Annotated in this window: 27 protein-coding genes; all 27 read left to right on the top strand. The window is 50.6% G+C overall.

All coding sequences use genetic code 11. The annotated features are described in order from the left end of the window. Window positions 1-3: 3 nt before the first annotated feature. The gene (gene topA, locus JW881_12640) at window positions 4-2,109 is read left to right on the top strand and encodes a type I DNA topoisomerase (protein ID MBN1698354.1); all 2,106 of its coding nucleotides are present in this window, start codon (window positions 4-6) and stop codon (window positions 2,107-2,109) included. Further along, window positions 2,102-3,010, top strand: a complete 909-nt coding sequence (locus JW881_12635) for a tyrosine recombinase XerC (protein MBN1698353.1) — start codon at window positions 2,102-2,104, stop codon at window positions 3,008-3,010. The genes topA and JW881_12635 overlap by 8 nt, the downstream gene beginning before the upstream one ends. Continuing rightward, window positions 2,997-3,533 carry an ATP-dependent protease subunit HslV gene (gene hslV / locus JW881_12630; GenBank protein ID MBN1698352.1) on the top strand — a complete coding sequence of 179 codons (537 nt, stop codon included), beginning with the start codon at window positions 2,997-2,999 and terminating at the stop codon, window positions 3,531-3,533. The genes JW881_12635 and hslV overlap by 14 nt, the downstream gene beginning before the upstream one ends. Before the next feature lie 5 nt (window positions 3,534-3,538). Continuing rightward, a complete protein-coding gene (gene hslU, locus JW881_12625; GenBank protein ID MBN1698351.1) occupies window positions 3,539-4,906 on the top strand; it encodes an ATP-dependent protease ATPase subunit HslU in 1,368 nt (455 codons plus the stop codon). A gap of 245 nt (window positions 4,907-5,151) precedes the next feature. Then, complete coding sequence (gene flgB / locus JW881_12620; GenBank protein ID MBN1698350.1) at window positions 5,152-5,568, top strand: flagellar basal body rod protein FlgB; 417 nt, start codon at window positions 5,152-5,154, stop codon at window positions 5,566-5,568. A 15-nt stretch (window positions 5,569-5,583) separates the two neighbouring features. After that, window positions 5,584-6,042 (top strand): flagellar basal body rod protein FlgC, encoded by a 459-nt coding sequence (gene flgC, locus JW881_12615; protein MBN1698349.1) that lies wholly within the window; start codon window positions 5,584-5,586, stop codon window positions 6,040-6,042. Window positions 6,043-6,050: 8 nt separating this feature from the next. Next, window positions 6,051-6,380 carry a flagellar hook-basal body complex protein FliE gene (gene fliE, locus JW881_12610; GenBank protein ID MBN1698348.1) on the top strand — a complete coding sequence of 110 codons (330 nt, stop codon included), beginning with the start codon at window positions 6,051-6,053 and terminating at the stop codon, window positions 6,378-6,380. Window positions 6,381-6,522: 142 nt separating this feature from the next. Continuing rightward, window positions 6,523-8,241, top strand: coding sequence for a flagellar M-ring protein FliF (gene fliF, locus JW881_12605; GenBank protein ID MBN1698347.1), 1,719 nt, complete (start codon window positions 6,523-6,525; stop codon window positions 8,239-8,241). 4 nt (window positions 8,242-8,245) lie between these two features. Next, window positions 8,246-9,304 (top strand): flagellar motor switch protein FliG, encoded by a 1,059-nt coding sequence (gene fliG, locus JW881_12600; GenBank protein MBN1698346.1) that lies wholly within the window; start codon window positions 8,246-8,248, stop codon window positions 9,302-9,304. A 70-nt stretch (window positions 9,305-9,374) separates the two neighbouring features. After that, on the top strand, window positions 9,375-10,286 hold the full coding sequence (locus JW881_12595) for a flagellar assembly protein FliH (GenBank protein MBN1698345.1): 912 nt from the start codon (window positions 9,375-9,377) through the stop codon (window positions 10,284-10,286). Between the two features lie 7 nt (window positions 10,287-10,293). Further along, window positions 10,294-11,646, top strand: a complete 1,353-nt coding sequence (locus JW881_12590; GenBank protein MBN1698344.1) for a FliI/YscN family ATPase — start codon at window positions 10,294-10,296, stop codon at window positions 11,644-11,646. Beyond that, a complete protein-coding gene (fliJ, locus tag JW881_12585) occupies window positions 11,621-12,079 on the top strand; it encodes a flagellar export protein FliJ (protein MBN1698343.1) in 459 nt (152 codons plus the stop codon). The genes JW881_12590 and fliJ overlap by 26 nt, the downstream gene beginning before the upstream one ends. A 49-nt stretch (window positions 12,080-12,128) precedes the next feature. Further along, entirely contained in the window at window positions 12,129-12,698 is a 570-nt protein-coding gene (locus JW881_12580) for a flagellar protein FlbB (protein MBN1698342.1), read from the top strand. Between the two features lie 14 nt (window positions 12,699-12,712). Further along, complete coding sequence (locus JW881_12575) at window positions 12,713-13,969, top strand: flagellar hook-length control protein FliK (protein ID MBN1698341.1); 1,257 nt, start codon at window positions 12,713-12,715, stop codon at window positions 13,967-13,969. A gap of 23 nt (window positions 13,970-13,992) precedes the next feature. Beyond that, entirely contained in the window at window positions 13,993-14,430 is a 438-nt protein-coding gene (locus JW881_12570; GenBank protein ID MBN1698340.1) for a flagellar hook assembly protein FlgD, read from the top strand. Between the two features lie 14 nt (window positions 14,431-14,444). After that, complete coding sequence (flgE, locus tag JW881_12565) at window positions 14,445-15,842, top strand: flagellar hook protein FlgE (GenBank protein MBN1698339.1); 1,398 nt, start codon at window positions 14,445-14,447, stop codon at window positions 15,840-15,842. A 125-nt stretch (window positions 15,843-15,967) separates the two neighbouring features. After that, a complete protein-coding gene (locus tag JW881_12560) occupies window positions 15,968-16,165 on the top strand; it encodes a flagellar FlbD family protein (GenBank protein ID MBN1698338.1) in 198 nt (65 codons plus the stop codon). A gap of 12 nt (window positions 16,166-16,177) precedes the next feature. Beyond that, window positions 16,178-16,960: a motility protein A gene (locus JW881_12555; GenBank protein MBN1698337.1), complete on the top strand. Its 783-nt coding sequence runs from the start codon at window positions 16,178-16,180 to the stop codon at window positions 16,958-16,960. A gap of 17 nt (window positions 16,961-16,977) precedes the next feature. Beyond that, entirely contained in the window at window positions 16,978-17,709 is a 732-nt protein-coding gene (gene motB, locus JW881_12550) for a flagellar motor protein MotB (GenBank protein MBN1698336.1), read from the top strand. A 320-nt stretch (window positions 17,710-18,029) separates the two neighbouring features. After that, window positions 18,030-18,572, top strand: coding sequence for a flagellar basal body-associated FliL family protein (locus tag JW881_12545; protein MBN1698335.1), 543 nt, complete (start codon window positions 18,030-18,032; stop codon window positions 18,570-18,572). A 76-nt stretch (window positions 18,573-18,648) separates the two neighbouring features. Continuing rightward, window positions 18,649-19,674 (top strand): flagellar motor switch protein FliM, encoded by a 1,026-nt coding sequence (gene fliM, locus JW881_12540; GenBank protein ID MBN1698334.1) that lies wholly within the window; start codon window positions 18,649-18,651, stop codon window positions 19,672-19,674. Window positions 19,675-19,676: 2 nt separating this feature from the next. Beyond that, the gene (gene fliY, locus JW881_12535) at window positions 19,677-20,795 is read left to right on the top strand and encodes a flagellar motor switch phosphatase FliY (protein MBN1698333.1); all 1,119 of its coding nucleotides are present in this window, start codon (window positions 19,677-19,679) and stop codon (window positions 20,793-20,795) included. A gap of 115 nt (window positions 20,796-20,910) precedes the next feature. Next, the gene (locus tag JW881_12530; GenBank protein MBN1698332.1) at window positions 20,911-21,486 is read left to right on the top strand and encodes a flagellar biosynthetic protein FliO; all 576 of its coding nucleotides are present in this window, start codon (window positions 20,911-20,913) and stop codon (window positions 21,484-21,486) included. 151 nt (window positions 21,487-21,637) lie between these two features. Continuing rightward, on the top strand, window positions 21,638-22,417 hold the full coding sequence (gene fliP / locus JW881_12525; GenBank protein ID MBN1698331.1) for a flagellar type III secretion system pore protein FliP: 780 nt from the start codon (window positions 21,638-21,640) through the stop codon (window positions 22,415-22,417). A 17-nt stretch (window positions 22,418-22,434) separates the two neighbouring features. Next, entirely contained in the window at window positions 22,435-22,704 is a 270-nt protein-coding gene (gene fliQ, locus JW881_12520) for a flagellar biosynthesis protein FliQ (protein ID MBN1698330.1), read from the top strand. A gap of 72 nt (window positions 22,705-22,776) precedes the next feature. Continuing rightward, window positions 22,777-23,505, top strand: coding sequence for a flagellar biosynthetic protein FliR (gene fliR / locus JW881_12515; protein ID MBN1698329.1), 729 nt, complete (start codon window positions 22,777-22,779; stop codon window positions 23,503-23,505). Continuing rightward, window positions 23,502-24,689, top strand: coding sequence for a flagellar biosynthesis protein FlhB (flhB, locus tag JW881_12510; GenBank protein MBN1698328.1), 1,188 nt, complete (start codon window positions 23,502-23,504; stop codon window positions 24,687-24,689). Before fliR ends, flhB begins: the two co-directional genes overlap by 4 nt. The last annotated feature ends 2 nt before the right edge of the window (window positions 24,690-24,691 follow it).

Here is a 24,691-nt window from a genome sequence, read left to right as displayed (position 1 = left end):
CGAATGGGAAAAGCAGTAAAACAGAGTCTGTTGATTGTGGAGTCGCCGGCAAAGGCAAAAACCATCGAGAAATATCTGGGCACCGGATTTATCGTTACCGCCTCTATCGGCCACCTTTTCGATCTACCCAAATCCAGACTCGCGATCGATATTGAAAACGGCTTTACACCCGAATATATTACGATACGGGGAAAGGCGAAGATACTCAAGTATATACTCAAGGAAGCGAAAAAGGCGAATTCGATCCTTCTCGCATCGGATAACGACCGTGAAGGGGAAGCGATCGCTTTCCATATACGCAACGCCATCATGGAGAAGTTTCCGGAAAAACCGGTCAAACGAATCGTCTTTAACGAGATCACACCGCACGTGATCCGTGAAGCGGTGGATCATCCCCTCGATTTCGACATCAACAAGGTCAATGCCCAGAAGGCGAGGAGAATTCTGGACAGGCTCGTCGGGTACAGCCTCTCGCCGATTCTCTGGAAAAAAGTGAAAAACGGCCTTTCTGCTGGAAGAGTGCAATCGGTCGCGCTCAGACTCGTCTGTGAACGGGACGATGAAGTGGAATCCTTTGTTCCCGAAGAATACTGGACCATCGATGCCGAACTCAAAAAAGGCGCCAGGAAATTTTCCGCACAGCTCATACAGGTAAACGGTAAAAAATCCAGCATTTCAAATAATCGGGAAGCGGAAGCACTTATCGCCGGTTTCAGGAACAGGCCGTTTACGGTCGCAGACATTAAGCAAAAGGAAAAACAGTCGAAGCCTTCTCCGCCGTTTACGACATCGAAATTACAGCAGGTTGCCGCTACCCGATTGGGATTTACCTCGAGGAAGACCATGGCGGTTGCTCAAACTCTCTATGAAGGTATTACCATGGGTAATGATCGCGTCGGACTCATTACCTACATCAGGACCGATTCGACCCGTATCGCCAATGTCGCCCTGGAAGAAGTCAGGTCGTTTATAAAGGAAAACTATCCGGAAACACTTCCCGATAATCCCGTCATCTATACGGCCGGTACAAAGGCGCAGGACGCCCATGAAGCGATCAGGCCGACCTATACCTCGAAAACGCCGGAATCGGTCAAACAATATCTCAGTCCAGAACAGTTCAAGCTTTATTCCATCATCTGGGAGCGGTTCGTCGCTTCACAGATGAAACCGGCGCGAAGCACATCGACGACTGTTGATCTACGCTCAGGGGAAGGGCTTTTCAGGGCAAACGCGACGACGGTAATCGAGAGAGGGTTCTACGCCGTTCTTTCATTGCTTTTACCGAAAGAGAAGACCCAGCATCTGCCTCACCTTTCGGTCGGAGACGAGGTGACCTGTATCGGACTGATTCCGGACCAGCATTTTACCCAGGGACCGGCTCATTATACCGACGCGACCATCATCAAGGCACTCGAGGAAAAGGGCATCGGCAGGCCTTCGACGTACGCCCCGATTATATCCGTTCTCATCGACAGGTATTATGTCGTACGGAAGAACAAAAAACTCAAGGCCACGGTCTTGGGGAAAATCATCAATAACCTTCTCAAGGATACATTCCCTGATATCATCGATGTCAATTTTACCGCACAGATAGAAAAGAAACTCGATGAAGTCGAAGAACAGGGAGCGTACTGGGTGACCATGATCGAGGATTTTTTTTCACCCTTTCATTCACAGGTGAGATATGTCATGGAACATCTCGAATCGATCAAGGGAGTACTGGATGAGGAGACATCCTTTACCTGTGAGAAATGCGGAAAGCCCATGGTCAAGAAACTGGGCAGGTACGGATTTTTTCTCGCGTGCAGCGGATTCCCCGAATGCAGAAATTCGAAGGCCATCCCGCTCGCGGATTGTCCGAGGGAAGGGTGTGACGGGAAGATCATCGCCAAGCGGAAACAGAAGGGCCGGGGAAAGGTGTTTTACGGATGCACCAGGTTTCCGGATTGTGATTTTGTCACCTATTTCCCCCCGACGGAACATAAATGCCCGCGGTGCGGATATTTTCTGGTCGAACGTTCTGATAAAAAACGGGGAGAATACCGGGCCTGTGCGAATCCCGAATGCTCTTATATTTACGGACAGGAGGAAACCGGAAAAAGTGCATGAACAATACCTCCAGTATCTGAAACATGTCCGTCACCTCTCCGATCATTCGGTCGCCTCTTACCGGAAGGACATCCTGCGGTTCATGGCTTTTTGCCGGGAAGAGGGAATCGACGAACGGGAAGCGGGCCCGTCTCATATCAGACGTTTTATCAATTCGGTTTCAACTCGCGGATTGTCGGCCCGGAGCATCAACAGGCTGATTTCAGGCCTCAGGGGGTATTACAGGTTTCTCAGAAAGCGTGGAATCGTCAGCGTCAATCCTTTTGGCGGGGTGCGCTCGATGAAAGAGACCGCTTCACTTCCTTCTTTCCTTTTCGAGGATGAAGTGGAGCGGATATTATCACAACCGGCCTCGGAGTTTCTCGAACTCAGGAACAAGGCGGTTTTCGAGTTCCTCTATACGACCGGGTGCAGGGTTGCCGAAGCCGTGGGTATCGACGTCACCGATATCGATCTGAAAAAGGGGATCGCCCGCGTTGTGGGAAAAGGGGACAAGGAACGGATCGTCTTCATCGGAAAAAAGACCGGAGAAATCCTCAAGGATTATCTTTCAAAGCGGCGTTTTCATGTGAAAGCGGGTACGCAAGACGCCGGCCTCAGTTTTTTTATCAACAGCAGGGGTTGCCGGATAACGGCGCGCGGGGTGAGATATATCCTGGAAAAGAGTCTCCGTCTTCTTTCACTTCAGAAAAAGGTGACCCCCCATACCTTCAGGCATTCGTTTGCGACCCACCTGCTCGACAGGGGAGCGGATATCAGGGTCGTGCAGGAACTGCTCGGCCATGCGAGTCCGACAACGACACAGATTTACACCCACATAAGTCTTGACCGGTTGAAAAAGGTGTACCGGCAATCCCATCCGCATGCGAAAATAAAGGAGAACGATAATGAGAAAGTTTAAAAGCACGACCGTCATCGCCGTCCGTCGAAACGGAAAAGTGGCCATGGGGGGCGACGGCCAGGTAACCCTCGGAAATACCATTATGAAGGCGAATGCCCTCAAGGTGAGAAAAATATATGAAAACAAGATCATCGTCGGGTTCGCGGGGGCGACGGCGGACGCGTTTACCCTTTTCGAACGGTTCGAGGCAAAGGTAAAAGAGTATGGGGGTGATCTTACACGCGCCGCCGTCGAACTTGCGAAAGACTGGCGGACCGACAGGGCGCTGAGAAGGCTCGAGGCACTGCTTCTGGTCGCGGACATAAAAAAAACCCTTCTCATTTCCGGAACGGGTGATGTCGTGGAACCGGAAAAGGGCGCCATCGCGATCGGTTCCGGCGGGGCTTACGCTTATTCCGCCGCGATGGCGTTGCTATCATCGACACAACTGTCCGCGCACGAAATAGTCGAAAAATCATTGGCGATAGCGGCATCTGTCTGTATTTATTCAAATATTCAAATACATATAGAGGAGTTGGAATGATGAAAATAAATCTGGATACATTAACGCCGCGGGAAATCGTCGCGGAACTCGATAAATATATTATCGGACAGGAGAAGGCCAAAAAGGCGGTCGCCATCGCTCTCCGAAACAGGATGAGGAGAAAAAAACTGCCGGATGAACTCAAGGATGAAGTCGCGCCGAAGAATATCATCATGATCGGCCCGACGGGAGTCGGGAAAACGGAAATCGCAAGACGACTTTCGCGATTGAGCGGCGCACCCTTTATCAAGGTGGAGGCGACAAAGTATACCGAAGTCGGTTATGTGGGAAGGGACGTTGAATCGATGGTCCGTGACCTTGTTTCCGTCGCGATATCTATGGTCAAATCGGAGATGCAGGAAGAGGTGAGGGCAAAGGCCGCGGCGCGGTCGGAAGAACTCGTGCTCGATCTCCTGCTTCCCGCGAAAAAGTTCATACGGCGTCCCGGACCGGAAACGGCCGCCCAGCAGCAGGAAGAATCCGGGGAGGTCGCGACGCATACGCGGGAGAAATTACGGGAAAGACTTCATAAAGGAGAACTGGATGAAAAGGAAGTGGAAATAGATATCGCCAACAAGTCCATTCCGTCCATGCAGATTTTTTCCGGGACCAATATGGAAGAAATAGGGTTCAATATCGAGAATATTACCCAGAATATTCTGGGCGGAAAGAAAAAAAAGAAGAGGGTATCCGTGAAACACGCGAGGGAAATCCTCGAAGACCAGGAAATGGATAAACTCGTCGATATGGAAAAAGTCGCCGAAATCGCCAAACAGCGCGTCGAAGAAATGGGGATTATCTTTCTTGACGAACTCGACAAGATCGCTTCGACGGGGAACAGGCACGGGCCTGATGTTTCCCGGGAGGGTGTCCAGCGTGATATTCTGCCGATAGTCGAGGGCTCGAAGGTTCATACGCGGTACGGAATCATCGACACTTCCCATATCCTCTTCATTGCCGCCGGCGCATTTCATATGTCCAAACCCTCGGACCTTATTCCGGAGCTTCAGGGACGGTTCCCCCTTCGGGTCGAGCTCAATTCCCTGGATACGGAGGATTTCGTGAAAATTCTCACGCAGCCCGAGAATGCCCTTATCAAGCAATACACGGCGTTACTCAAGACAGAGGATGTCGAAATCGATTTTACCGATGAGGCGATCGTGCGGATATCGGAAATTGCCACGGATGTCAATTCGAAGACGGAAAATATAGGAGCCAGACGGCTTCATACGATCATGGAACATCTGCTCGAAGACATTTCTTTCAATGCAACGGAAATAAAGGGGCAGAAGGTTTCCATAACCAAGGATTATGTTGATGAACGGCTCAAGGATATCATCGAGGACAGGGATCTGACCCGGTTTATCCTCTAGGCGTGAAGCGTTTGGGGAACGGTAGAAGCGCGGCGGTGTTCACGGTCGGATTTGCCTATTTCTTTCTTCTTATGGGGAGAAAGAAAACCGCCGACAATATAACAGGGGAACCGGCATGGAATTCCGGTTTCCCGGAGAATAGGGAGGGGTTTGAAACCGAAAATCCCCGCATTCCAGGGTGTTGTATCGGGTTGAAAAAGAAACCCGTGCACAGCCCGCATTAATACGGAAAGGAGTGTCGTCGTATGTTTTTTACAGGCAGCTTTTCACGGAATATAGACATGCTGAACAAAACCATGGATGTCGGCCTGTTGCGGCGGAATGTGATGTCGAACAATATTGCGAACGCCGATACGCCGAATTTCAAGCGCACCGTGGTCAATTTCGAGTCGAGTCTGAAACGGGCCCTCGATTCCGAAAAAATGCGGCCTTTCCCGACCCTGCTCAACAACGAACGGCATATCGATTTCAACCGGCCGCAGAACTGGCGGGACGTGAAACCGCGGCGGGTCCTCGATTATCTGACCACGGCAAAAAACAACGGCAATAATGTCGATATCGAGGTGGAAATGATGGGAATGCTTCAGAACCAGCTTTCCTACCAATTGATGTCACAGATGGTTCAAAGCGAGTTTTCCAGGGTGAATATGGTACTCAGGTAAGGGAGGTAATGTACTATGGGATTGTATTCAAGTATCAATACGGCGGCATCGGGGCTCACCGCCCAGCGGACGCGGCTCGATGTGATCGCGGATAATATCGCGAATGTGAACTCGACACGGACCAACGAAGGCGGGCCTTTCAGGAGAAGCAGGGTGGTCTTCAGGCCGAGGGTGCGGCAACCGTACTGGCGAAGCCCCTTTCTGCCGAAGTTTCTCGACAATGGTATCGGGAAAGGCGTCCGTATCAAGAAGATAGAGAAGGATTATGATGCGAAGCCCAGGCTTGTTTATGATCCGACTCATCCGGACGCGATAAAGACGGGACCCAGAAAGGGGTACGTGGAATACCCGAACGTCAATGTGGTAAACGAGATGGTGGACATGATTTCCGCTTCACGCTCGTATGAGGCGAATGTGTCGATCATCAACGGTTCGAAGAGCATGTTTTTAAAAGCCCTTGAAATAGGAAGGTAGGATAAGGTATGTTTTTACGGTCAGATCAGGTATCGGGTCATATAATCGACCTTAAACAGACCCACCCGTTGCACCTCGGGAGTGCGTTGAAACCGGTAAAGGAAGAGGGGGGGCCGGAAAAATCCTTCGGTGATGTCCTCCTTGCCGCCTTTAACGACGTGAACGACCTCCAGGTCGAAACAACGAAACTTTCGGAACAGATGATGACGGACCCGGATTCGGTCGACGTTCATGATGTAATGATCTCGGTTGCCGAAGCGAATCTCGCCCTATCGATGACAAAGACGATCGTCGACAGGGCACTCAGGGCATACAGGGAGATCGTGGCCGTGCGGTAATCAATAAGGGCCGGTCTTTGATCCGGCATTCGATACGGCGGATGCCGTATCCTGAGGAGAATACAGCGAAGCGTTCCAGGCAATAATGCGTATGGGGGCTTCTTTTCATAGATAAGCGTTCATTCAAAAAGGGGAGGGGAAAATGAACGAATGGTTAAAAAAATTTATCGAGCAGCTTAAACAGATATGGGGAAAATGGACACCGGTACAAAAGGGCATTTTTTTCGGAAGTATCGGGGTGGTGATTCTCGCAGTGGTACTGCTCGTCGCTTTCAGTGCACAGCCGTCGATGGTGCCGCTTATCGGTTCACCGGTTTCAGACGATGAACTGCGAGGCAGGATCACCGCACGGCTCGATCAGGAAATACCCGGAAAATACAAGGTTGCCCCGGATAACAGAATATTGGTCACCGACCAGCCGACCGCCAGGAGGATGCGGACGATCCTCGTCAGGGAGGATCTCATTCCCAAGGAGGCGGACCCCTGGGAGATATTCGATGTCGAGCGGTGGACGATCACGGACTTCGAGCGGAAGATCAATGTCCGGCGGGCCGTCGAGAAATCGCTGGAGCAGCACCTTATGGCGCTCGAAGACATCGACGCGGTCAAAGTGGAAATCGATCTTCCCGAGGAATCCCTTTTCGTCGAAGATGAAAAGCCGTACACGGCATCCGTCATCATCACCCCGAAACCGGGCTCGGATTTGATCCAGAACAGGGCAAAGATCGAGGGGATCGAAAAACTCATCATGCTCGCGGTCTCCGGTCTCGATCACGAAACGATCGTTATTACCGACAATTACGGGACGAGACTCAATGACTACGAGGGACTCGCCGATCTCGACAAACTCAACCTGACAAAACGGCAGCTCAGACTCAAACGTGAAAAAGAACTCGAGTACAAACACGAAATTCTCAAAGCCCTGCAAATCATTTACAGGCCGGACAGGGTGACGATTCCGAAAATGGAAATCGACCTCGACTTCAGCGAGGAAAAAAGCACTTCGCATGAAATCACCCCCGTGGTCATGGTGGAAGATAATCCGAATACGCCTTTCTCTGAACGGGAGGTACAGGAGTCCGTTCTCATTTCCGAGGAACATATCGAAGAAGAATTCAAGGGGACCGGCTACAATCCCGAAGGACCGCCGGGAAGTGAAGGCCAGACGCCGCCCCAGTATCAGGACCTTTCGAATCTCGTAGGCGAATATAATCATACGACCCAGCGAAGCAATTACGATGTGAACAGGACAGACAAGGAACGTGTCGAACGTCCGTGGGATTTCGGTAAAATTACCGTCGGGATTGCCATCGACGGATACTGGGAAAAGGTGTATGATAAAAACGGGAATCCGGTCTTTGAAGAGGATAACAACACGAAACTCAAACGGATATATCATTCCGTGACCCCCGATGAACTGAAAACGGTTGAGTCCCTGATCCAGGGAGCCATCGGTTATGACAGGGCGAGGGGTGACGATGTGACGGTGGAACATTTCCAGTTCGACAGAAGGGCCCAGTTCGAAAAGGAAGACCAGAAGGCCCTTCAGGGAAGGTATATCGCCCAGACGATCTTCTGGATTTGTGTCGGGCTTGGCGCTATAATTTTATCAGGGGTCTTTTTCCGGATGCTTTCCAAATATTTCGAGAGAAAGCGGAGGGAAAAGGAGGAAGAACTCGCACGGCAGCACCAGGCGATGCGTGAGGCGGCACTCAAGAGCGCGGAAGAGCAGGGAATGGATGTGGAACTTACCGTGGAGGAGCGTGCCCGTATGGAAATGCAGGAGAATGCAATTAATATGGCCAGGGAACATCCGGAAGACGTGGCCCAACTTATTCGTACCTGGCTGATGGAGGAGTAAGGGTATGGCTAAAAAAACGCACGCGGTTCCGGCATCGACGACGACAAAGAAATCGGGTCATAAAAAACCGCTGAACGGGCGGCAAAAGGCAGCGATCTTTCTGGTGACGCTGGGCTCGGAGATTTCTGCGGAAATCTTCAAACACCTGCGGGAGGACGAAATCGAACAACTGACCTTCGAGATCGCCCGCCTCGAAAATATCGAGGCCGCGGACCGGGATCAGGTGCTCATCGAGTTCCAGGAACTCATGATGGCACAGGATTTTATTTCCACGGGCGGCATCGATTACGCCCGGGAGCTGCTCGAAAAGTCACTGGGGCCGCAAAAGGCCGTCGATATTATCAACAGATTGACTTCCTCGTTACAGGTACGGCCGTTCGACTTCATCCGGAGAACGGATCCGGCGCACCTTCTCAACTTCATTCAACAGGAACATCCGCAAACGATCGCCCTCATTTTAGCCTACCTGGAGCCGCAGAAAGCCTCCGTGATTCTGGGTAGTCTTCCCCATGAGATACAGTCGGATGTGGCGAAACGGATTGCGATCATGGACAGGACCTCACCGGAGGTCCTCCGCGAGGTAGAGCGTGTGCTCGAGAAAAAACTCTCCACCCTTTCCTCCGAAGACTATACGGCCGCCGGCGGTGTCGAGAGCATCGTCGATATTCTCAACCTCGTCGACAGATCGACTGAAAAAACGATTATCGAATCTCTCGAGGAGGATGACCCCGAGCTGGCCGAAGAAATCAAGAAGCGAATGTTCGTTTTCGAGGATATCGTTCTTCTCGACGACAGGGCGATCCAGAAGGTTCTTCGCGAAGTCGATACACAGGAGCTGGCAAAGGCCCTCAAGGCGGTGGATTCCGAAGTCCAGGACAAGATCTTCAGGAATATGTCCAAAAGGGCGGCGACGCTTCTGAAAGAAGATATGGATTATATGGGACCGATCAGACTCAAGGATGTCGAGGAAAGCCAGCAGAAAATCGTGTCGATTATCCGCAAGCTGGAAGAACAGGGTGAAATCGTCGTCGCGCGTGCCGGCGAGGACGAACTGGTCGTGTAATGATGCGCCGGAGAGACGGAGCGTCAGACAAATATGAAAGACCGTGATGAGAGGAGATTGAGAGAAACCGATGGCTAAACATGTTTTCCGTCCGACCGAGATTGTCAATCTCAACAAAAGGATCATCATTCAACCTCCGGCCCAGAAGGTTGTGGAGGTCGAGGAAGATCTGAGTATCGTCGACGATACAAAGGACAGGCTCGACGAATTACGGCGTGAAGCGGAGGAGTTCAAGGCGAACTGGGAGAGTGAAAAGTCGAGGATGATCGATGAGGCCAGGGCTGAGGCGAAGAGGATTATCGATGACGCGGAAAATGTCGCCTTTGACAAGATACAGGAAAAAACGGGTGAAGTCCAGAAAATAAGGCAGGAGACCGAGGTCGAGTCAAAGCGGGTACTCGATGATGCGAAAAAACAGGCAGAAGAAATCGAGAAAGAGATCAACGACAAAGTGGCCGCAACCGAGAAGGAAGCCTATGAGCGCGGTTATAAGGAAGGCCATGAAAAGGGATATACCGAAGGCAGGGAAGAAGTCGAGCGGCTTATCCAGCGGCTTCACATGATCATAACAAAGACCATCGAACGGCGTAACCAGATTATCGAGGAATCGGAAACACAGGTAATCAACCTCGTTCTCCTCGTCGCGAAAAAGGTCATCAAGGTGATTTCGGAAAATCAGAAAAACGTGGTGATCAACAATGTGATTCAGGCCCTCCGCAAGATGAAAGGGCGCGGCGATGTGGTGATCCGCGTAAATCTGGCTGATTTGGAGTTGACCTCTTCTCATATAAAAGAGTTCCAGGAGATGGTGGAGAATGTAAAGAATATCACTGTTTTGGAAGACACATCGGTCGATAAGGGCGGGTGTATTATCGAGACGGATTTCGGACAGATCGACGCACGTATTTCCTCACAGCTTCATGAAATAGAGGAGAAAATACTCGAAATGATGCCGATACGGGCCAGGGGAGAAGGCAAGTAAGGTGAATATTTTCGAAAAATATATGGAAGTGATAAAAAACTGCGACCCGATAAAGTTTACCGGCGTGGTAAAGCGGGTCCAGGGGTTATTGGTCGAAAGTTTCGGGCCTCACGCGGTTGTCGGCGAACTCTGTCAGATCATCGTGACAAAAACGGATAAAATCGTCTGGGCTGAAGTCGTGGGTTTGAAGGAAGATGTCATTCAACTCATGACCTATGACGATATGGACGGCATCGAGGTGGGGAATATCGTGATCGCCATAGGCGAGTTCAGCGCCGTTCCCGTGTCCGACAAACTCCTCGGAAGGGTACTCAATTCCAGAGGCAAACCGATCGACGGAAAGGGCGATATCGGATCGGCCGAATGGCGGTCGATTTTCGGGGGGCCGCCGGATGTACTCCGGAGAAGACGGATCACCGAAAGGATATCGACCGGCATCAGGGCGATCGACGGACTCCTTACCGTGGGCAAAGGCCAGCGCCTCGGTATTTTTTCCGGAAGCGGGTACGGAAAATCGACGCTTTTAGGCATGATCGCACGCAATACGTCGGCCGATATCAATGTCATCGCCCTTATCGGCGAGCGGGGGAGAGAGGTGAGGGAGTTTATCGAGAATGATCTGGGAGAAGAGGGCCTCAAGCGATCGGTCATTATCGCCGCCACATCGAACGAACTTCCCCTCTCGAGAATCAGGGGCGCTTACCTCGCCACCACGATCGCCGAATATTTCCGTGATCTTTCCAACGATGTGGTACTCATGTTCGATTCGGTGACGCGCTTTGCGAGGGCACAGCGGGAGATCGGGCTCGCCATCGGCGAACCGCCGGCAACAAGGGGATTCACCCCGTCGGTCTTTTCACTGCTTCCGAAACTTCTCGAACGGAGCGGTACTTCGGACAAGGGGACGATCACCGGATTCTATACGATCCTGGTCGAAGGCGATGACATGGACGAACCGATATCGGACGCGGTTCGGGGCATTCTGGACGGTCATATCCTGCTGTCAAAGCGCCTCGCTTCACGAAACCATTATCCCGCAATCGATGTGCTCGGTTCGATATCGAGGCTCGCCCCGCAGGTGACGGGGCCCTTCACCAAAAAGGCGTGCGGGTATATCAGGCGTATGCTCGCCGTTTATACGGAGGCCGAAGACCTCATCAATGTCGGCGCCTACGCAAAGGGAAGCAATCCCGAGATCGATGAGGCCATCGAAAAGATGGGGGAAATCAACGCTTATTTGATACAGGCGATTACGGAAAAGGCCGATCTGAGGGATGCACTCGAGGGTGCGGGGGAAATTGCGGGCATTCCGATCCCGGATAAGGAGATAGAAAATGAAACGGTTCCGGTTCAGGCTTGAGCAGCTTCTCACCCTGAGACGATACCGTGAACGTGAATGGGAAATCAAGCTGGCCGGAATAACGGGTATTGTGGTGACCATCGAAAACCGGATCGGGCTTCTCGTTCAAGAAGCACAACGCGCGTTAAAAGCGCAATTCAGTTGTGAAGGAAAGCCCGACTACAATTTTCTCGCGGCGAGTGAAGAGTATATCAACAGGCTGCGGCTTGAAAAAAAGGAATGCTTAGCCGAGCTCGAAAAGCGAAAAAGGGAACTTGCGGAAGTACAAAATGAATACCTCGAACACGCTAAAAGGCGCAAAGTACTCGAACATTTGAAAGAACGACAGGAAGCGGTTTATTACAGAAAACAGAGAAACGAGGAGGCAAAGGTTTCAGACGATATGAGTACCCGGGCGTTTATCAGAAAAAAACAAAAGAATAGGAGATGTTGAGGTGGCACGTTATACTAGCTTTGGTGTCGGGACGCGGGTTATCGTCCTGATGCTCCTGATCATCCTTCTGGCAGTGGGGGGATTTATCTGGTTCGATTACCTCGGCCTTATCGACGGCAAGGACGTTCTTGCTCCCGTACTCACCCTTTTTGGATTGCATGGAAGAACGCAGATTCTGGATATCGAAGATCCGTATCTTCTTGAACGGGAACGGCTCAAAAAACAACTCGAGGGGCTTGAACTCCTTGAAGAGGAGTTCGACAAGAGGGCCGGAGAAATTAAAGAAAAGGAAGCGGAAATCTCCCAGATGATCGTCGACCTTGAAGAACAGGAAAAAGCGCTCGTGGAACGGGAAAATTCATTTAATGAAAGGATAGAAGCATACGATAAAAGAAGAAGAAACCTTGAGCTGAGTTCGGATTACCTTGTCGGGATGCAACCTGACAAGGCAGTGAAAATTCTGCTTGAAATGGATGATATGGATATCATCGATATCTTCAGAATTACCGAAGAAAGAGCGGAGGAGGCCGGTGAAGTATCACTTGTCGCTTACTGGCTCTCGCTCATGCCCAGGGAACGGGCCGCCGAATTGAACAGGAAGATGGCCCGGAAAAGTTAAAACCGGAGGTTTTTGTGGCACAAGCAGTTCCTGTCATGATTCAGTCTGCCGCCATGCAGGAGACGGGGACCGTTAAAGACGGTATCGGTCTCAGGAAGGACAATCCGGGAAAGTCTTCGAAGATACAGAAAGGCGATACCGCCTCGACTTCCGAAGCAAAAGGATCGGAAGGGGAACGTTCCTTTACCGACGTGTTGATGAAGGTAAGGGAAAAACTCACCGGCGGAAAAGAACCGGATGAAAAAGACCACGCGCGTCTTGCAGCCGGCCTCAAGGAAGCCGCACAGGGCCTGCTCGAACATATCAGTCTGAAGCAACTCATTTCTCTACTCAAGCATATATTTGAAAAAACGGATCGGAACGATAAGGGGGCGGACCTGCTTTCAGAACTCTTCAAGAAAATAAAGGAGAGTGCGGGAAAAGAAGCGGGGGAAGAAAAGGACACAGTTTTAAAAAAGCTGGGTCTTCTGCTCAACAGGATATTCGATGACGGGAACCGGGGCGCGCTGAAGCTTTTCGAGCAAATGCTCGGACGCAATGAAAAACAAAGGGCCTTAAAAGATACGGGTGACGCCGCGCGAATCGAAAAAGAGGGTACCGGACCCCTGCCGAAGATTGTGGTTCTGGATCTGAGAAAAAAACCGGAGGAAGGTTCCGGTGCGGGCACTGTAAAAGTGAAGGCCGGCCACGATGAGGGGGGCAAGGTCGAGTTTACGGCGCAGGGGTCATCCACAGAACGATCAGCCGCGGACACGGTGCTGGTTTTTTCACACAGGACAATGGGAGGCGATACGGAAGGAAACGGGAGTGGGGCGAAGGTAAGCGGGGGACAGGGATCGTTCGACCGGCAACTTGTAAAAAATCTGAGGGAAAACTTAAGCAGCGAGATGGTAAAGCATACCCGGATCATCGTCAAGGAAGACGGGGGCGGGGAACTCCGCATCGTGTTGAAGCCGGAATCGCTCGGCAGCATACGAATGCGGATCAATATGCAGAATAATCATATAGACGGGCGAATATTTGTCGACAATAATAATGTACGGGGTATCGTCGAATCCGCGCTGGATAATCTCCAGCACGCACTCAAAAATGAAGGATTCGACTCCATTTCCCTCAAGGTTTCCGTGGGCCAGGACTACGGAAAACAGGACAATGAGGCGAACGAAGAAGCCCCTTACGCAAAGGCCGGCGTTATCGAGGAGTTCGAAAAAAACATTCCGGTCCTGTCGATCCTCGATGAAGAATACGCCCGGGTCAACCTGATTGTTTAGTGAGGGGAGAAGGAGGAAGTATAGTGGATATTAGCACATTACAGTCACAGGAAGAATTTTTACGCACGGAACAGCTTGTGAATCGGCTCAACAAGGAAATCAACAATGGGAGGGTAATGACGCAGGACCTCGATAAAAACGCCTTTCTGAAACTGCTGATCACCCAGCTCGCGCATCAGGACCCGACGCAGCCGATGGAGGACAAGGAGTTCATTGCGCAGATGGCGCAGTTTTCCTCCCTCGAACAGATAAACAATATGAGCGCGAACATCGAAAAAGTCGCGGGGCTGATCATAAAAAATAATGCCCTTTCTCTTTTAGGAAAGGTTGTGGAATTGTTTGACGGAAACGAACTGATTACAGGCAAGGTTGAGAAGGTTTCGGGAGGGGATTCTCAACAGGTATTTGTCGGCGGCCGGTACTATGATTACCAGGCAGTTGAAAGTATTATCGCAGAATAAGGGGGCTACAAGATATGTTGAGATCGCTTTATTCCGGGGTATCCGGTCTTCAGAATCACCAGGTAAGAATGGATGTTCTGGGTAACAACATCTCCAACGTCAATACGAACGGGTTCAAAAAGGGAAGGGTCACTTTTCAAGACATGCTTTCCCAGACGATGTCGGGGGCCGCGAAACCGACTGATGAAGTGGGGGGGGTGAATCCGAAACAGGTCGGTCTCGGTATGATGATTTCATCGATCGATACGATTCATACCCAGGGTTCCCTCCAGACCACCGGTGTGATGACCGATGTCGCGCTTCAGGGGAACGGCTTTTTTATCCTTAATGACGGGGATAAAAGCTACTATACGCGGAACGGCGCCTTTGGTCTCGATCAAAACGGTTACCTCGTCAATCCGGCCAACGGACAAAAGGTCCAGGGCTGGATTGCCCTGGAACTGGGCGGAGAGACGGTCATCAATACGGCAACGGATCTCGAGGACGTAGTGATCCCGGTAGGAAGCAAGGATCCCGCAAACGCCACAACCATGGTGTATTTTGCGAGCAATCTCGACAAGCGGGTCGATCCTCTCGACGTGAACGATCCCACGGTCAGCGAACTCGAAAGAATCAAGCGAAGTTGGGCGACGAGTTTCGATATCTTCGATGCGTTCGGCAGGGCGCACAAGCTCCAGGTCACCTTTTCGAGGGAGCCGGAAATTCCGAACAGGTGGAGAGCAGAGGTTCAGGTGATCAATACCGTCGGCGAGGAGCAGACACCCCTGCCAACGGTACTCAATGTCGCCGGTTCGGCAAACGCCGACAATGTCTTTTATCTCGATTTCGACAATCTCGGGGCGCTTCAATCGGTGATTGACGGGACAGGGGCCGCGATCGGTGAAGGAAACGCAATGGTGAATGTCACCTTCGACGTTCCCGAAACAGAGGCCGGTGAGGCGGCGACGCAAACCTTTACACTCAACCTCGGGGAAATCGGGCAGTACCAGGATGTTGTTACCCAATTCGGAGACAAGTTCACGACAAAGATAAGGGAACAGGACGGCTACACAATGGGATATCTCGAAACCTTCAAGATCGACCAGCAGGGGGTGATTATCGGGGTGTATTCGAACGGAACGAACAGGATGCTCGGACAGATCGCCCTTGCCGGTTTCACCAATCCGGGCGGACTCGAGAAAGCCGGTGAAAATACCTATGTCGTTTCGAACAATTCGGGCGACGCCATGATCGGGACGAGCGGTGTCGAAGGAAGGGGAAAGATCATTGCCGGTACACTCGAAATGAGTAATGTGGATCTGGCCGAACAGTTTACCGACATGATCGTTACCCAGCGGGGATTTCAGGCAAACTCGAGGACCATTACCACATCGGACCAGATGCTTCAGGAGTTATTGACTTTGAAACGGTAAAATCGGATGATTAGCGTATATTGGTACGTTGATCATTTATAATAGATACCATGGCATTCCACCCCGGATGATGAGGATTTCATGCGGGGTGGAATACGCATGTAAGGAGTAGATGAGAAGGTACGGTGATAAAGGTAACAAAGCTTGACAATACGGAATATTACGTTAACCCGCATCAGATCGAATATATCGAATGCAATCCGGATACCACCCTCATTATGCTTTCGGGGAAACGGCTTGTCGTACGTGAAGATTACGCGACTATTTTTAAAAGGATCGTTACCTATAGAAGACTCATTGGCGCATTCAAGAACGAGGAGTAGAAGCTTATGGGAATAGATATTGCGAGTGTTCTCGGTTTAATCATAGGATTTGTCGCGGTTGTGTTCGGAATCGCTACCGGCGCGACCACACCGCTTATTTATCTCCATGTACCGTCATTCCTTATTACGGTCGTGGGTTCATTCGGGGCGCTCATGCTGGCGAATCCGATGTCGAGGATATTCGATACCATCAAATACTTCGGACTTATTTTCAGAAAACAGGAACACGGGGAACTCAAACTGATTCGGGATCTCGTCTCCTTTTCGGAGAAGGCGCGGCGTGACGGCATTCTTGCCCTCGAAGACGACCTCGAAAGCGTTGAGGATGATTTCCTCCGCAAGGGTATCCAGCTCGTTGTCGACGGGACGGATCCGGATATCATCAAGAATGTCCTCAACACGGAATTGAACAAGATTCAGGAACGTCATGACGACGGAATCAAACTCTTCGATACATGGGGAAAACTCGCGCCCGCGTTCGGGATGATAGGGACCCTGATCGGGCTTATCGCAATGCTTACAAAAATCGAGGACAGGTCCGCGATCGGCGCCGGTATGTCGACCGCCCTTATCACCACCCTTTACGGTGCTTTTCTTGCAAACCTGGTACTCATCCCGATCAAACATAAACTCGAAGACAAAGACAAGGAAGAAGCCCTCATAAAGGAGATCATGATCGAAGGGATTCTTTCGATACAGTCCGGAGACAATCCGAGGATTTTAGAGGAAAAACTCCTCTCGTATCTGCCGACCGAAAAGCGGGAGGCGATCCAGCAGGAATCCATGGGCGATTAATATAAGGACGGGAAACGATGGCTGTCGCACGGAAGAAAAGAGAAAGAAAAGAAGAAGGCTCGCCCGACTGGCTTCTGACCTACGGGGATATGACTACCCTTCTTCTCACTTTTTTCATATTCATGTTCACCCTTGCAGAGATAGAAGGTTCGGAACTGCGGATGATCCTCGCCGCTTTTCAGGGGCTGGGCTCGCTTCGCGGCGGGAATACCCTGCAGGAAGGAAAACTGGCTGAACTGGGAAACGCAATCATGACCCTCCCGTCGATGGAACGGGGGAGGGCGCTCGACAAGGCGAGAAAAAGGGCCAAATCCCTTTTCCAGGTCGATGTGAAGACGGAGAAGGTCCGCATCAAGGAGGATGAACGGGGACTCATCATCTCGCTCGCGGCGGATACCTACTTTCGTGAGGGGAGTGCGGAAATCGATATCGAGGAAACCCGTGAAGTACTCAAGAATGTGGCGAAGCTCCTGAAGGCTCCGGAACTCAAGGGAACAAAATTCCGGATCGAGGGGCATACCGATTCGGTGCCGACAGATCCCCGCGGTGAATATCCGACGAACTGGGAGCTTTCGACGGCGCGTTCGATCAACGTACTCAAATACCTGGTCCAATACCAGGTCGACGAGAAACAGTTCCAGGTCGCGGGGTTCTCCGACACGGTTCCCCTTTATTCGAATGATACCCCCGAAGGGAGGGCGGCCAACCGGAGGGTCGATATTGTCGTCCTGACGGAAGGGCACCTGTAACGGGGGGAGGCAAACCCTCAAGGAGGGGTATTTCCCCTCTTGGACATGGCGGGGGCTTTATGGTACTATGGTCGTGTGTATGATCCGTTCCCGTGCAGCGCATCGATATGATGATATCGGCGCCGGAAGCGATGGATACGAAGATCGCGTAGGCCGCGTTTTTTGCGGCGAAGAGGTGTGGTCGGGAAGTGACAGGGTCGGGCACAGGCACAAGGGCCGTGCGGAAAGTTGTTGCGGAAAGCATTTGATTATTTAAACGAAGTTTGATACACTTTAAATAGGGTATATATCCTATTAAGAGGGAGGGGTTAAGGAAAACAATGGCAGACGAAGAACAATATCTCGATGAGGAGAGGGATGTTCAGGATGAACTTGATGCGGGTAAAAAGCGCGGGTTCGTCCCCGAGTTTCTCCTTCAGGTTCTCAAATGGCTGTTGATTGGCCTTGCCGTGGTCATCGGTATGGTGACCATCGCCTTTGTGACATTTAACATTCTTATGCCGGGAAGGGTTCCCGTCAGCCCGCAGGAGCAATCGGCCGACTACAGGGATGTTCATACTTTGTATAATTTTTTTAACAATATCAGTCCGATTCGCGGATTGACTGCGGACGATCCCCCGAAAACCTTTATCGCCGAGCTTACCATCGGTTACAGGAAAGGGCGGACGGCCGTTCAGACGGAACTTATCGATCGCACTGATCAGATAGAAAATATCATTCTCCTTTTTCTCGGACAGAAAAAGGCGAATGAACTCCGTACGCAGGATGCGGAAGAGTTACAGGAGCAGATCAAGAACAAGATCAACCATATCATGGTTGAAAAGGTTGATTTGGTACTCTTTAAGGAATTGCAGGCTTTTTAGAAGCCGCGAAACGTATTGCGGGCCGTTCATCCTCATTTCCGGAGCGTGAAGGCCGGCGGTATGAGGAAGGGATACGATGACAGAAGTCTTGTCACAGGACGAAATAGATCAGCTGTTGACCGCGATATCCTCCGGCGAAGTCGAAACGGCGGAGGTACAGCAGGCGACCGATCAGAAAAAAATAAAGATCTATGATTTCAAACGTCCGGACAAATTTTCAAAAGACCAGATACGCACGGTATCCATCATGCATGAAACCTTCGCGCGGCTTACCACGACATCCCTCTCCGCCCAGCTGCGAAGTCTGGTGCATGTTCATGTCGCATCGGTCGATCAGCTGACGTACGAGGAGTTCATCCGTTCGATTCCCAATCCGACGACACTTGCCGTCATCAATATGGACCCCCTGAAAGGTTCCGCGATCCTGGAGATCGATCCGGCCGTGACGTTTTCAATCATCGACCGGCTTTTCGGCGGACAGGGTGAAGGGACAAAGTTTTCGCGCGACCTCACCGATATCGAGCAGTCGGTCATGGAGGGTATTATCGTCCGTATTCTGGGCAATATGAGGGAGGCATGGAGTACGGTGATCGATTTGCGGCCGAGACTCGGCCAGATCGAGACGAACCCCCAGTTCGCCCAGATCGTGCCGCCGACGGAAATGGTCGTCCTGGTTACCCTTGAAACAAAAGTCGGGGAGGTGGAAGGAATGATGAATTTCTGCATTCCGTACCTCACCATCGAACCGATTATTTCAAAACTCTCCGCACAATACTGGTATTCATCGGTGCGCAGGGGGACAACCACGGAAAACCTGAATATTCTTCGCGAAAGGCTTTCAAAAATCGACGTCACGATTACCGCAGAGATCGGGAATATCGATCTCAAGGTGAGAGATGTACTCGCACTCCGGATCGGGGACGTTATCCGTCTGTACAGTGTACGGGTGGGGGATCCCATGGTGTTGAAAATCGGGAACAGGCGAAAATTCCTCTGCCGTCCCGGATTGGTGGGAAACAAGCTGGCGGTTCAGGTCACGCAAAAACTCGAAGATGCGGAGAAACAGGATTTTGAAGAACTTTCAACAGAAGTGGAGGAATAGCAATGAGTGATGGTTCTCTTTCCCAGGATGAAATAGATGCCTTGTTGCAGGGATCGGATACGATAGAGCTTGGTTCGGATTTTGATACCGACGCGGGAGGGGGTGAGGAAACCCTTTCCGACAAGGAGATAAGCGCGTTACGGACGGTACTTGCCGGGGCTGTGGATTCGCAGAGTTCCAACATTTCGATGCTGGCAGGCCAGAAGATAACTATAAAAAAACCGAAGGTTTCAATAAAAACAAAGGACAAGCTTGTCGGTGATCTGCCGAACGATGTCGTGGAAATCCGGGCGGATTTCCGTGAAGGGGTGAGCGGAGAACATTCTACTCTTCTCGATGTCAAGGCAGCGATAAAAATGGCGAGTCTGATGCTGGGCCAGGACGGCGTCGAATTGAACGAAATGGCGTTTTCGACGATCGGTGAGGCGATATCGAACATCATAAGCCCGGCGATAACGGCTATCGGCAACAAGATTAACGCAACGATCGTTACCACGCCGCCTTCGGTTCAGAAACTCCCCAAAACGGGGATATCCCTTCCGCAGGGGGATAATTTCGTTGTTGTGGAGTATCAGATGACGGTTGCAGGTCAATCGTCGAGGATGGTCGATATTTATTCGACCAGTCTTGCAAATGAAATTGCCAGACGCTTAAGCGGGGCGGACGAAGGTCCGGACATGAAATCGGAAGTGACTTCGGATTCCGGACAGATGTTTCAGCCCGACGCTTTTGGGACAGGAGCGGATAACGACATGGGACAACCTTTTGACAACATAATGGGAAGCGGTAAGGGATCGAATCAACCGAATGTGCAATCGGTGCAGTTTCCTAATCTGCAGCAGGGGGCAAATCCCCAGGAACAGGGGAATATCGGTCTTCTCATGGACGTCTATATGGAGATGACCGTCGAACTCGGCCGGACAAAAAAACTGATAAAGGATATTCTGGGTATCGGTGAAGGGACGATCATCGAACTCGATAAGCTCGCCGGTGAGCCGGTCGATATACTGGTGAATCACAAGCTTATTGCCAAGGGAGAGGTCGTGGTCATCGATGAAAACTTCGGCGTCCGTGTGACGGAAATCGTATCTCCTATGGAAAGGATGGGGGATCTGACATAGGAATTTCGCAAAAAGTACTTGATTTATTGTAGATATCGGTATATAAACATAGTATCGTTAACTGGGAGGAACGAAACTGAAAACTAAAAGCTTGTCTCTGCTTTTTTATATCGTGATGATAATATTGTTACCCTTATTTTCTCTCTTCGGACAACAAGCAGGTGGTGAAACGGACCTTCCTGAAAGCGAAGATCCTGTATTTATTATCGAAGAAGGGGACGCTGTGGAGGACGGGACGGTTTCGGAAGCGGAACAGCCCGGAAATCTCGTGGATATCTGGGAGTTTGTCCGGATGCTTCTGGTCCTTGCCGGCGTTGTGGGGGTTATTTACCTTTTCTTCTTCTTTCTCAAAAAGGGAATGAAAAAACGGTTACCGGAAACTGAACTCATCCAGATCCTTGCGGCAAAGGGGCTTCAGGGAAGCGACATGCTCTATCTGGTCCGGCTCGGAAATCTCGTTTATCTGGTCGGTTCGGGTGCGGGAGGTATCTCGCTTATATCTGAAATTTCGGACAAGGAAACCCTTGATACGGTACGGCTTCAGGCGGCGGAATCGACACCTGTGGTTAAGCAGAGTTTTTCCGATATACTGTCCCGTCTGTTCAATCCCGGAAAAAAACAGGATACATCGATGATAGACCCGATAGATTTTATGAAGAGGCAACAGGAACGATTGAATAAACTCAAATAAAGGAGATAAACGGAAAAAAAGCGTATCGATAATCAAAATGCTGTCATTGGTTTTGAACAAATATCCGGCATGAGGCGGTCGGGAGGTTATTCATGATCGAATGCGTTCGTGATATGCGGGATAAAACCGATAAATGAACCTGGGAGGGGAGATGAAAAACAAAAGACTCATTTTCTGGATACTTATCGTGTTCCTGTTAATGCCCGGTGGATCGGTGTTTGCCCAGGAAGAAACGGCACCTGCCGTCCCCGGATTTCCATATATAGATCTAAATGTTCGCGAAGCTGAAAACAACAGGGAAGTCGCCCTTTCTGTTCAGCTGCTTCTGCTTCTTTCGGTCCTTACCCTGGCACCATCGATCATGATTCTCATGACTTGTTTTTTGCGTATCGCGATTGTTTTTGATTTCATAAAGCGTTCGCTTTCACTGCAGCAGGTCCCACCGAACCAGGTGCTTATGGGACTCGCCCTATTTATTACACTGTTCGTTATGTGGCCGACATTCAACGAGATCTATGAGACGTCCTTGAAGCCCTTTTCGGACGAGGAGATCGGGATCGAGGAGATGTACAAAAACGCCGAGGCACCGATCCGGTTGTTTATGTTCAGGCAGCTCGAAGGCAATTACGACAACATCAAACTTTTCATGAATATGCAGAAACTGCCGAAGCCGAAAACCGACAAGGATGTGCCGACATTCATCCTTATCCCGGCGTTTGTTCTCAATGAACTCACGATCGCCTTTAAAATAGGGATACTGCTTTTCATTCCATTTATCATCATCGATATGGTCGTCGCGTCTACCCTGATGTCGATGGGTATGATCATGCTTCCGCCGGTCATGATCTCTATGCCCTTCAAGCTTATTCTTTTTGTTTTGGTCAATGGGTGGGATCTGATTATCAGGCAGTTGATCGAAAGCTTTTTGTGAGGTGAAAGGAGGAAACGATGGATTTCGGAATTCTGGTTAATCTGATTCAAAGCGGTATTTTACAGATTTTGTTGATCGCTTCACCCATGCTGCTTGTCGGACTCGCGGTGGGTCTCATCATTTCCGTGTTCCAGGCGACAACCTCGATCCAGGAACAAACACTCACCTTTGTCCCGAAGATTGCCGCGATTCTCGGTTCGATTATCGTCTTCGGACCGTGGATATTTTCCTCCATGGCCCAGTTTACGATAAAAATAATCCAGGCGATACCGACCCTGGCAAAGTAGAGGAGGCGGACGATAGAGCTGTTCGTTACAAATTTTCAGATTTTTTTACTCGTCTTCTTCCGGATATTCGCCATGATGGAAGTGGCGCCGCTTCTTTCATCCAGCGCGATTCCCCAGATTGCGAAGGTCGGTATTTCGCTTTTTGTGGGTATTGTTATTTTCCCCGGTGTCGTGGCGGACGGGTATCCCCTGCCGGATGATTTCATCCACTACGCATTGCTCGTTATAGGAGAGGCGCTCATCGGCATCATCATCGGGTTTTTTCTGTATGTCGTGTATTCGAGTTTTCAGGTGGCCGGTCAGTTTTTCTCCCTTCAGATGGGATTCGGTGCTTCCGAAGTCTTCGATCCCCTTGCACAGATCGAAATACCGCTTCTGGGCCAGTTTTTCAATCTCGTTGCCATGTTGATTTTCGTGGCGACGGGGGGATTTCAGAAGTTTATCGTGGTCGGTATGAGCGGATCTTTCAAAGCGATCAAGGCGATCAATATCGTGATCGGCAGGGAAAGGATCCTGTCTGTTTTTATGGGGAGTCTGGGCAGGCTCTTTGAGTCCGCCCTCATGATTTCTTTTCCAATTTTGGGTACGCTCTTTATCATATCGATCTCCGTCGGCCTGCTCGCGAAAGCCGCCCCGCAGATGAACCTCCTTATGATGGGGTTTCCCATCGCCATCGGCGTCGCGTTTCTCATCATCTTCGCGACCATCCCTTTTCTCATGGAGACGTTCAGGCATATGCTCGATGCCGGATTCGAGGGTGTGTCCCGGCTGATTCTGGGTATGAAAGGCGGCGGCGGATGAAGGAGATACGGGAAGAGATCAATAGACGGTACCCTATTTGTGTCTCGAGAACGGGGTTCCGTACGGCGGCTGAACCTTCGTTTTGCGGCATCCATATTCAATGGTTCGCCAAGGCAGAGGACGAAGGAAGAACCGAGGAACCCACCGAACACAAGATCCGTAAAGCGCGCGAAGAGGGAAAAGTAGCCAAATCCGGTGAACTCACATCGGCTCTTATCCTCCTTGTCGCCATTGTCACGATCGGCCTGCTTTCCTCATATCTGCTGCAAAATTCGATCGAAATGCTTAAATATTTTATCGAGCGCTCATGCGAGATCGATATAACACGCGATTTCCATGTCCTTCCGGTTTTTTTAACATTTTTTATGAAGCTGGCCCTTCCGGTCCTGCTTATCTGTTTTATTGCGGCCTTTCTGGGAAACGTACTTCAGGTGGGATTTCTCTTTACCGTCAAGCCGATTATTCCCGATTTCAACAAGATCATTCCGAGGTTCGGCAAATTCATACAGCGTGCATTTCTCTCGACGGAAGCCCTCTTTAATCTGGGTAAATCGGTATTCAAGATTATCATCATCGGACTTATCGCTTTTTTGAACCTTGCTATGGAAATAAAGAAGATCGCCATGCTTATGAATCAGCATTTTATGATAAGCTTCGGGCTTTTCGCGTTTCTCGCGTTCAGGATCGTAATCGAATCGGCGATCGCGCTTTTGGTCCTTTCTATTTTCGACTACTTTTTTCAAAGAAGGAAACATCTCGAATCTCTTAAAATGACCAAGCAGGAAGTCAAGGAAGAGCGCAAGATGTACGAAGGGGACCCCCTTGTCAAAAGCAGGCTTCGTCAAAAAATGCAGGAATTGCTTAAAAGAAACATGCTGAAAGAAGTGCCAAAAGCGGATGTGGTGATCACCAACCCGACGCATTACGCGATCGCGCTTCAATGGAAAAAGGAAACGATGGTGAGTCCGACGGTGGTCGCCAAGGGGGCCGACCACATGGCGTATAAAATAAGGGAGACGGCCGAGGAGCACGGGATTCCTGTTGTCGAGAACAAGCCGCTCGCGCGGGCGCTTTTTTTGGAAGTGGATATCGGCGACTCGATCCCCGAGAAATTTTATGAAGTCGTCGCCCTGATTCTCGCACAGGTGATGAAATTAGGCGGGAAACGATACGCCGCCGTATAATG

It is taken from the genome of Spirochaetales bacterium (genome assembly GCA_016930085.1).
Classification (GTDB): Bacteria; Spirochaetota; Spirochaetia; order SZUA-6; family JAFGRV01; genus JAFGHO01.
Note: the sequence above shows the minus strand (reverse complement) of the source record. Positions and strands in the feature narration are given on the sequence as shown.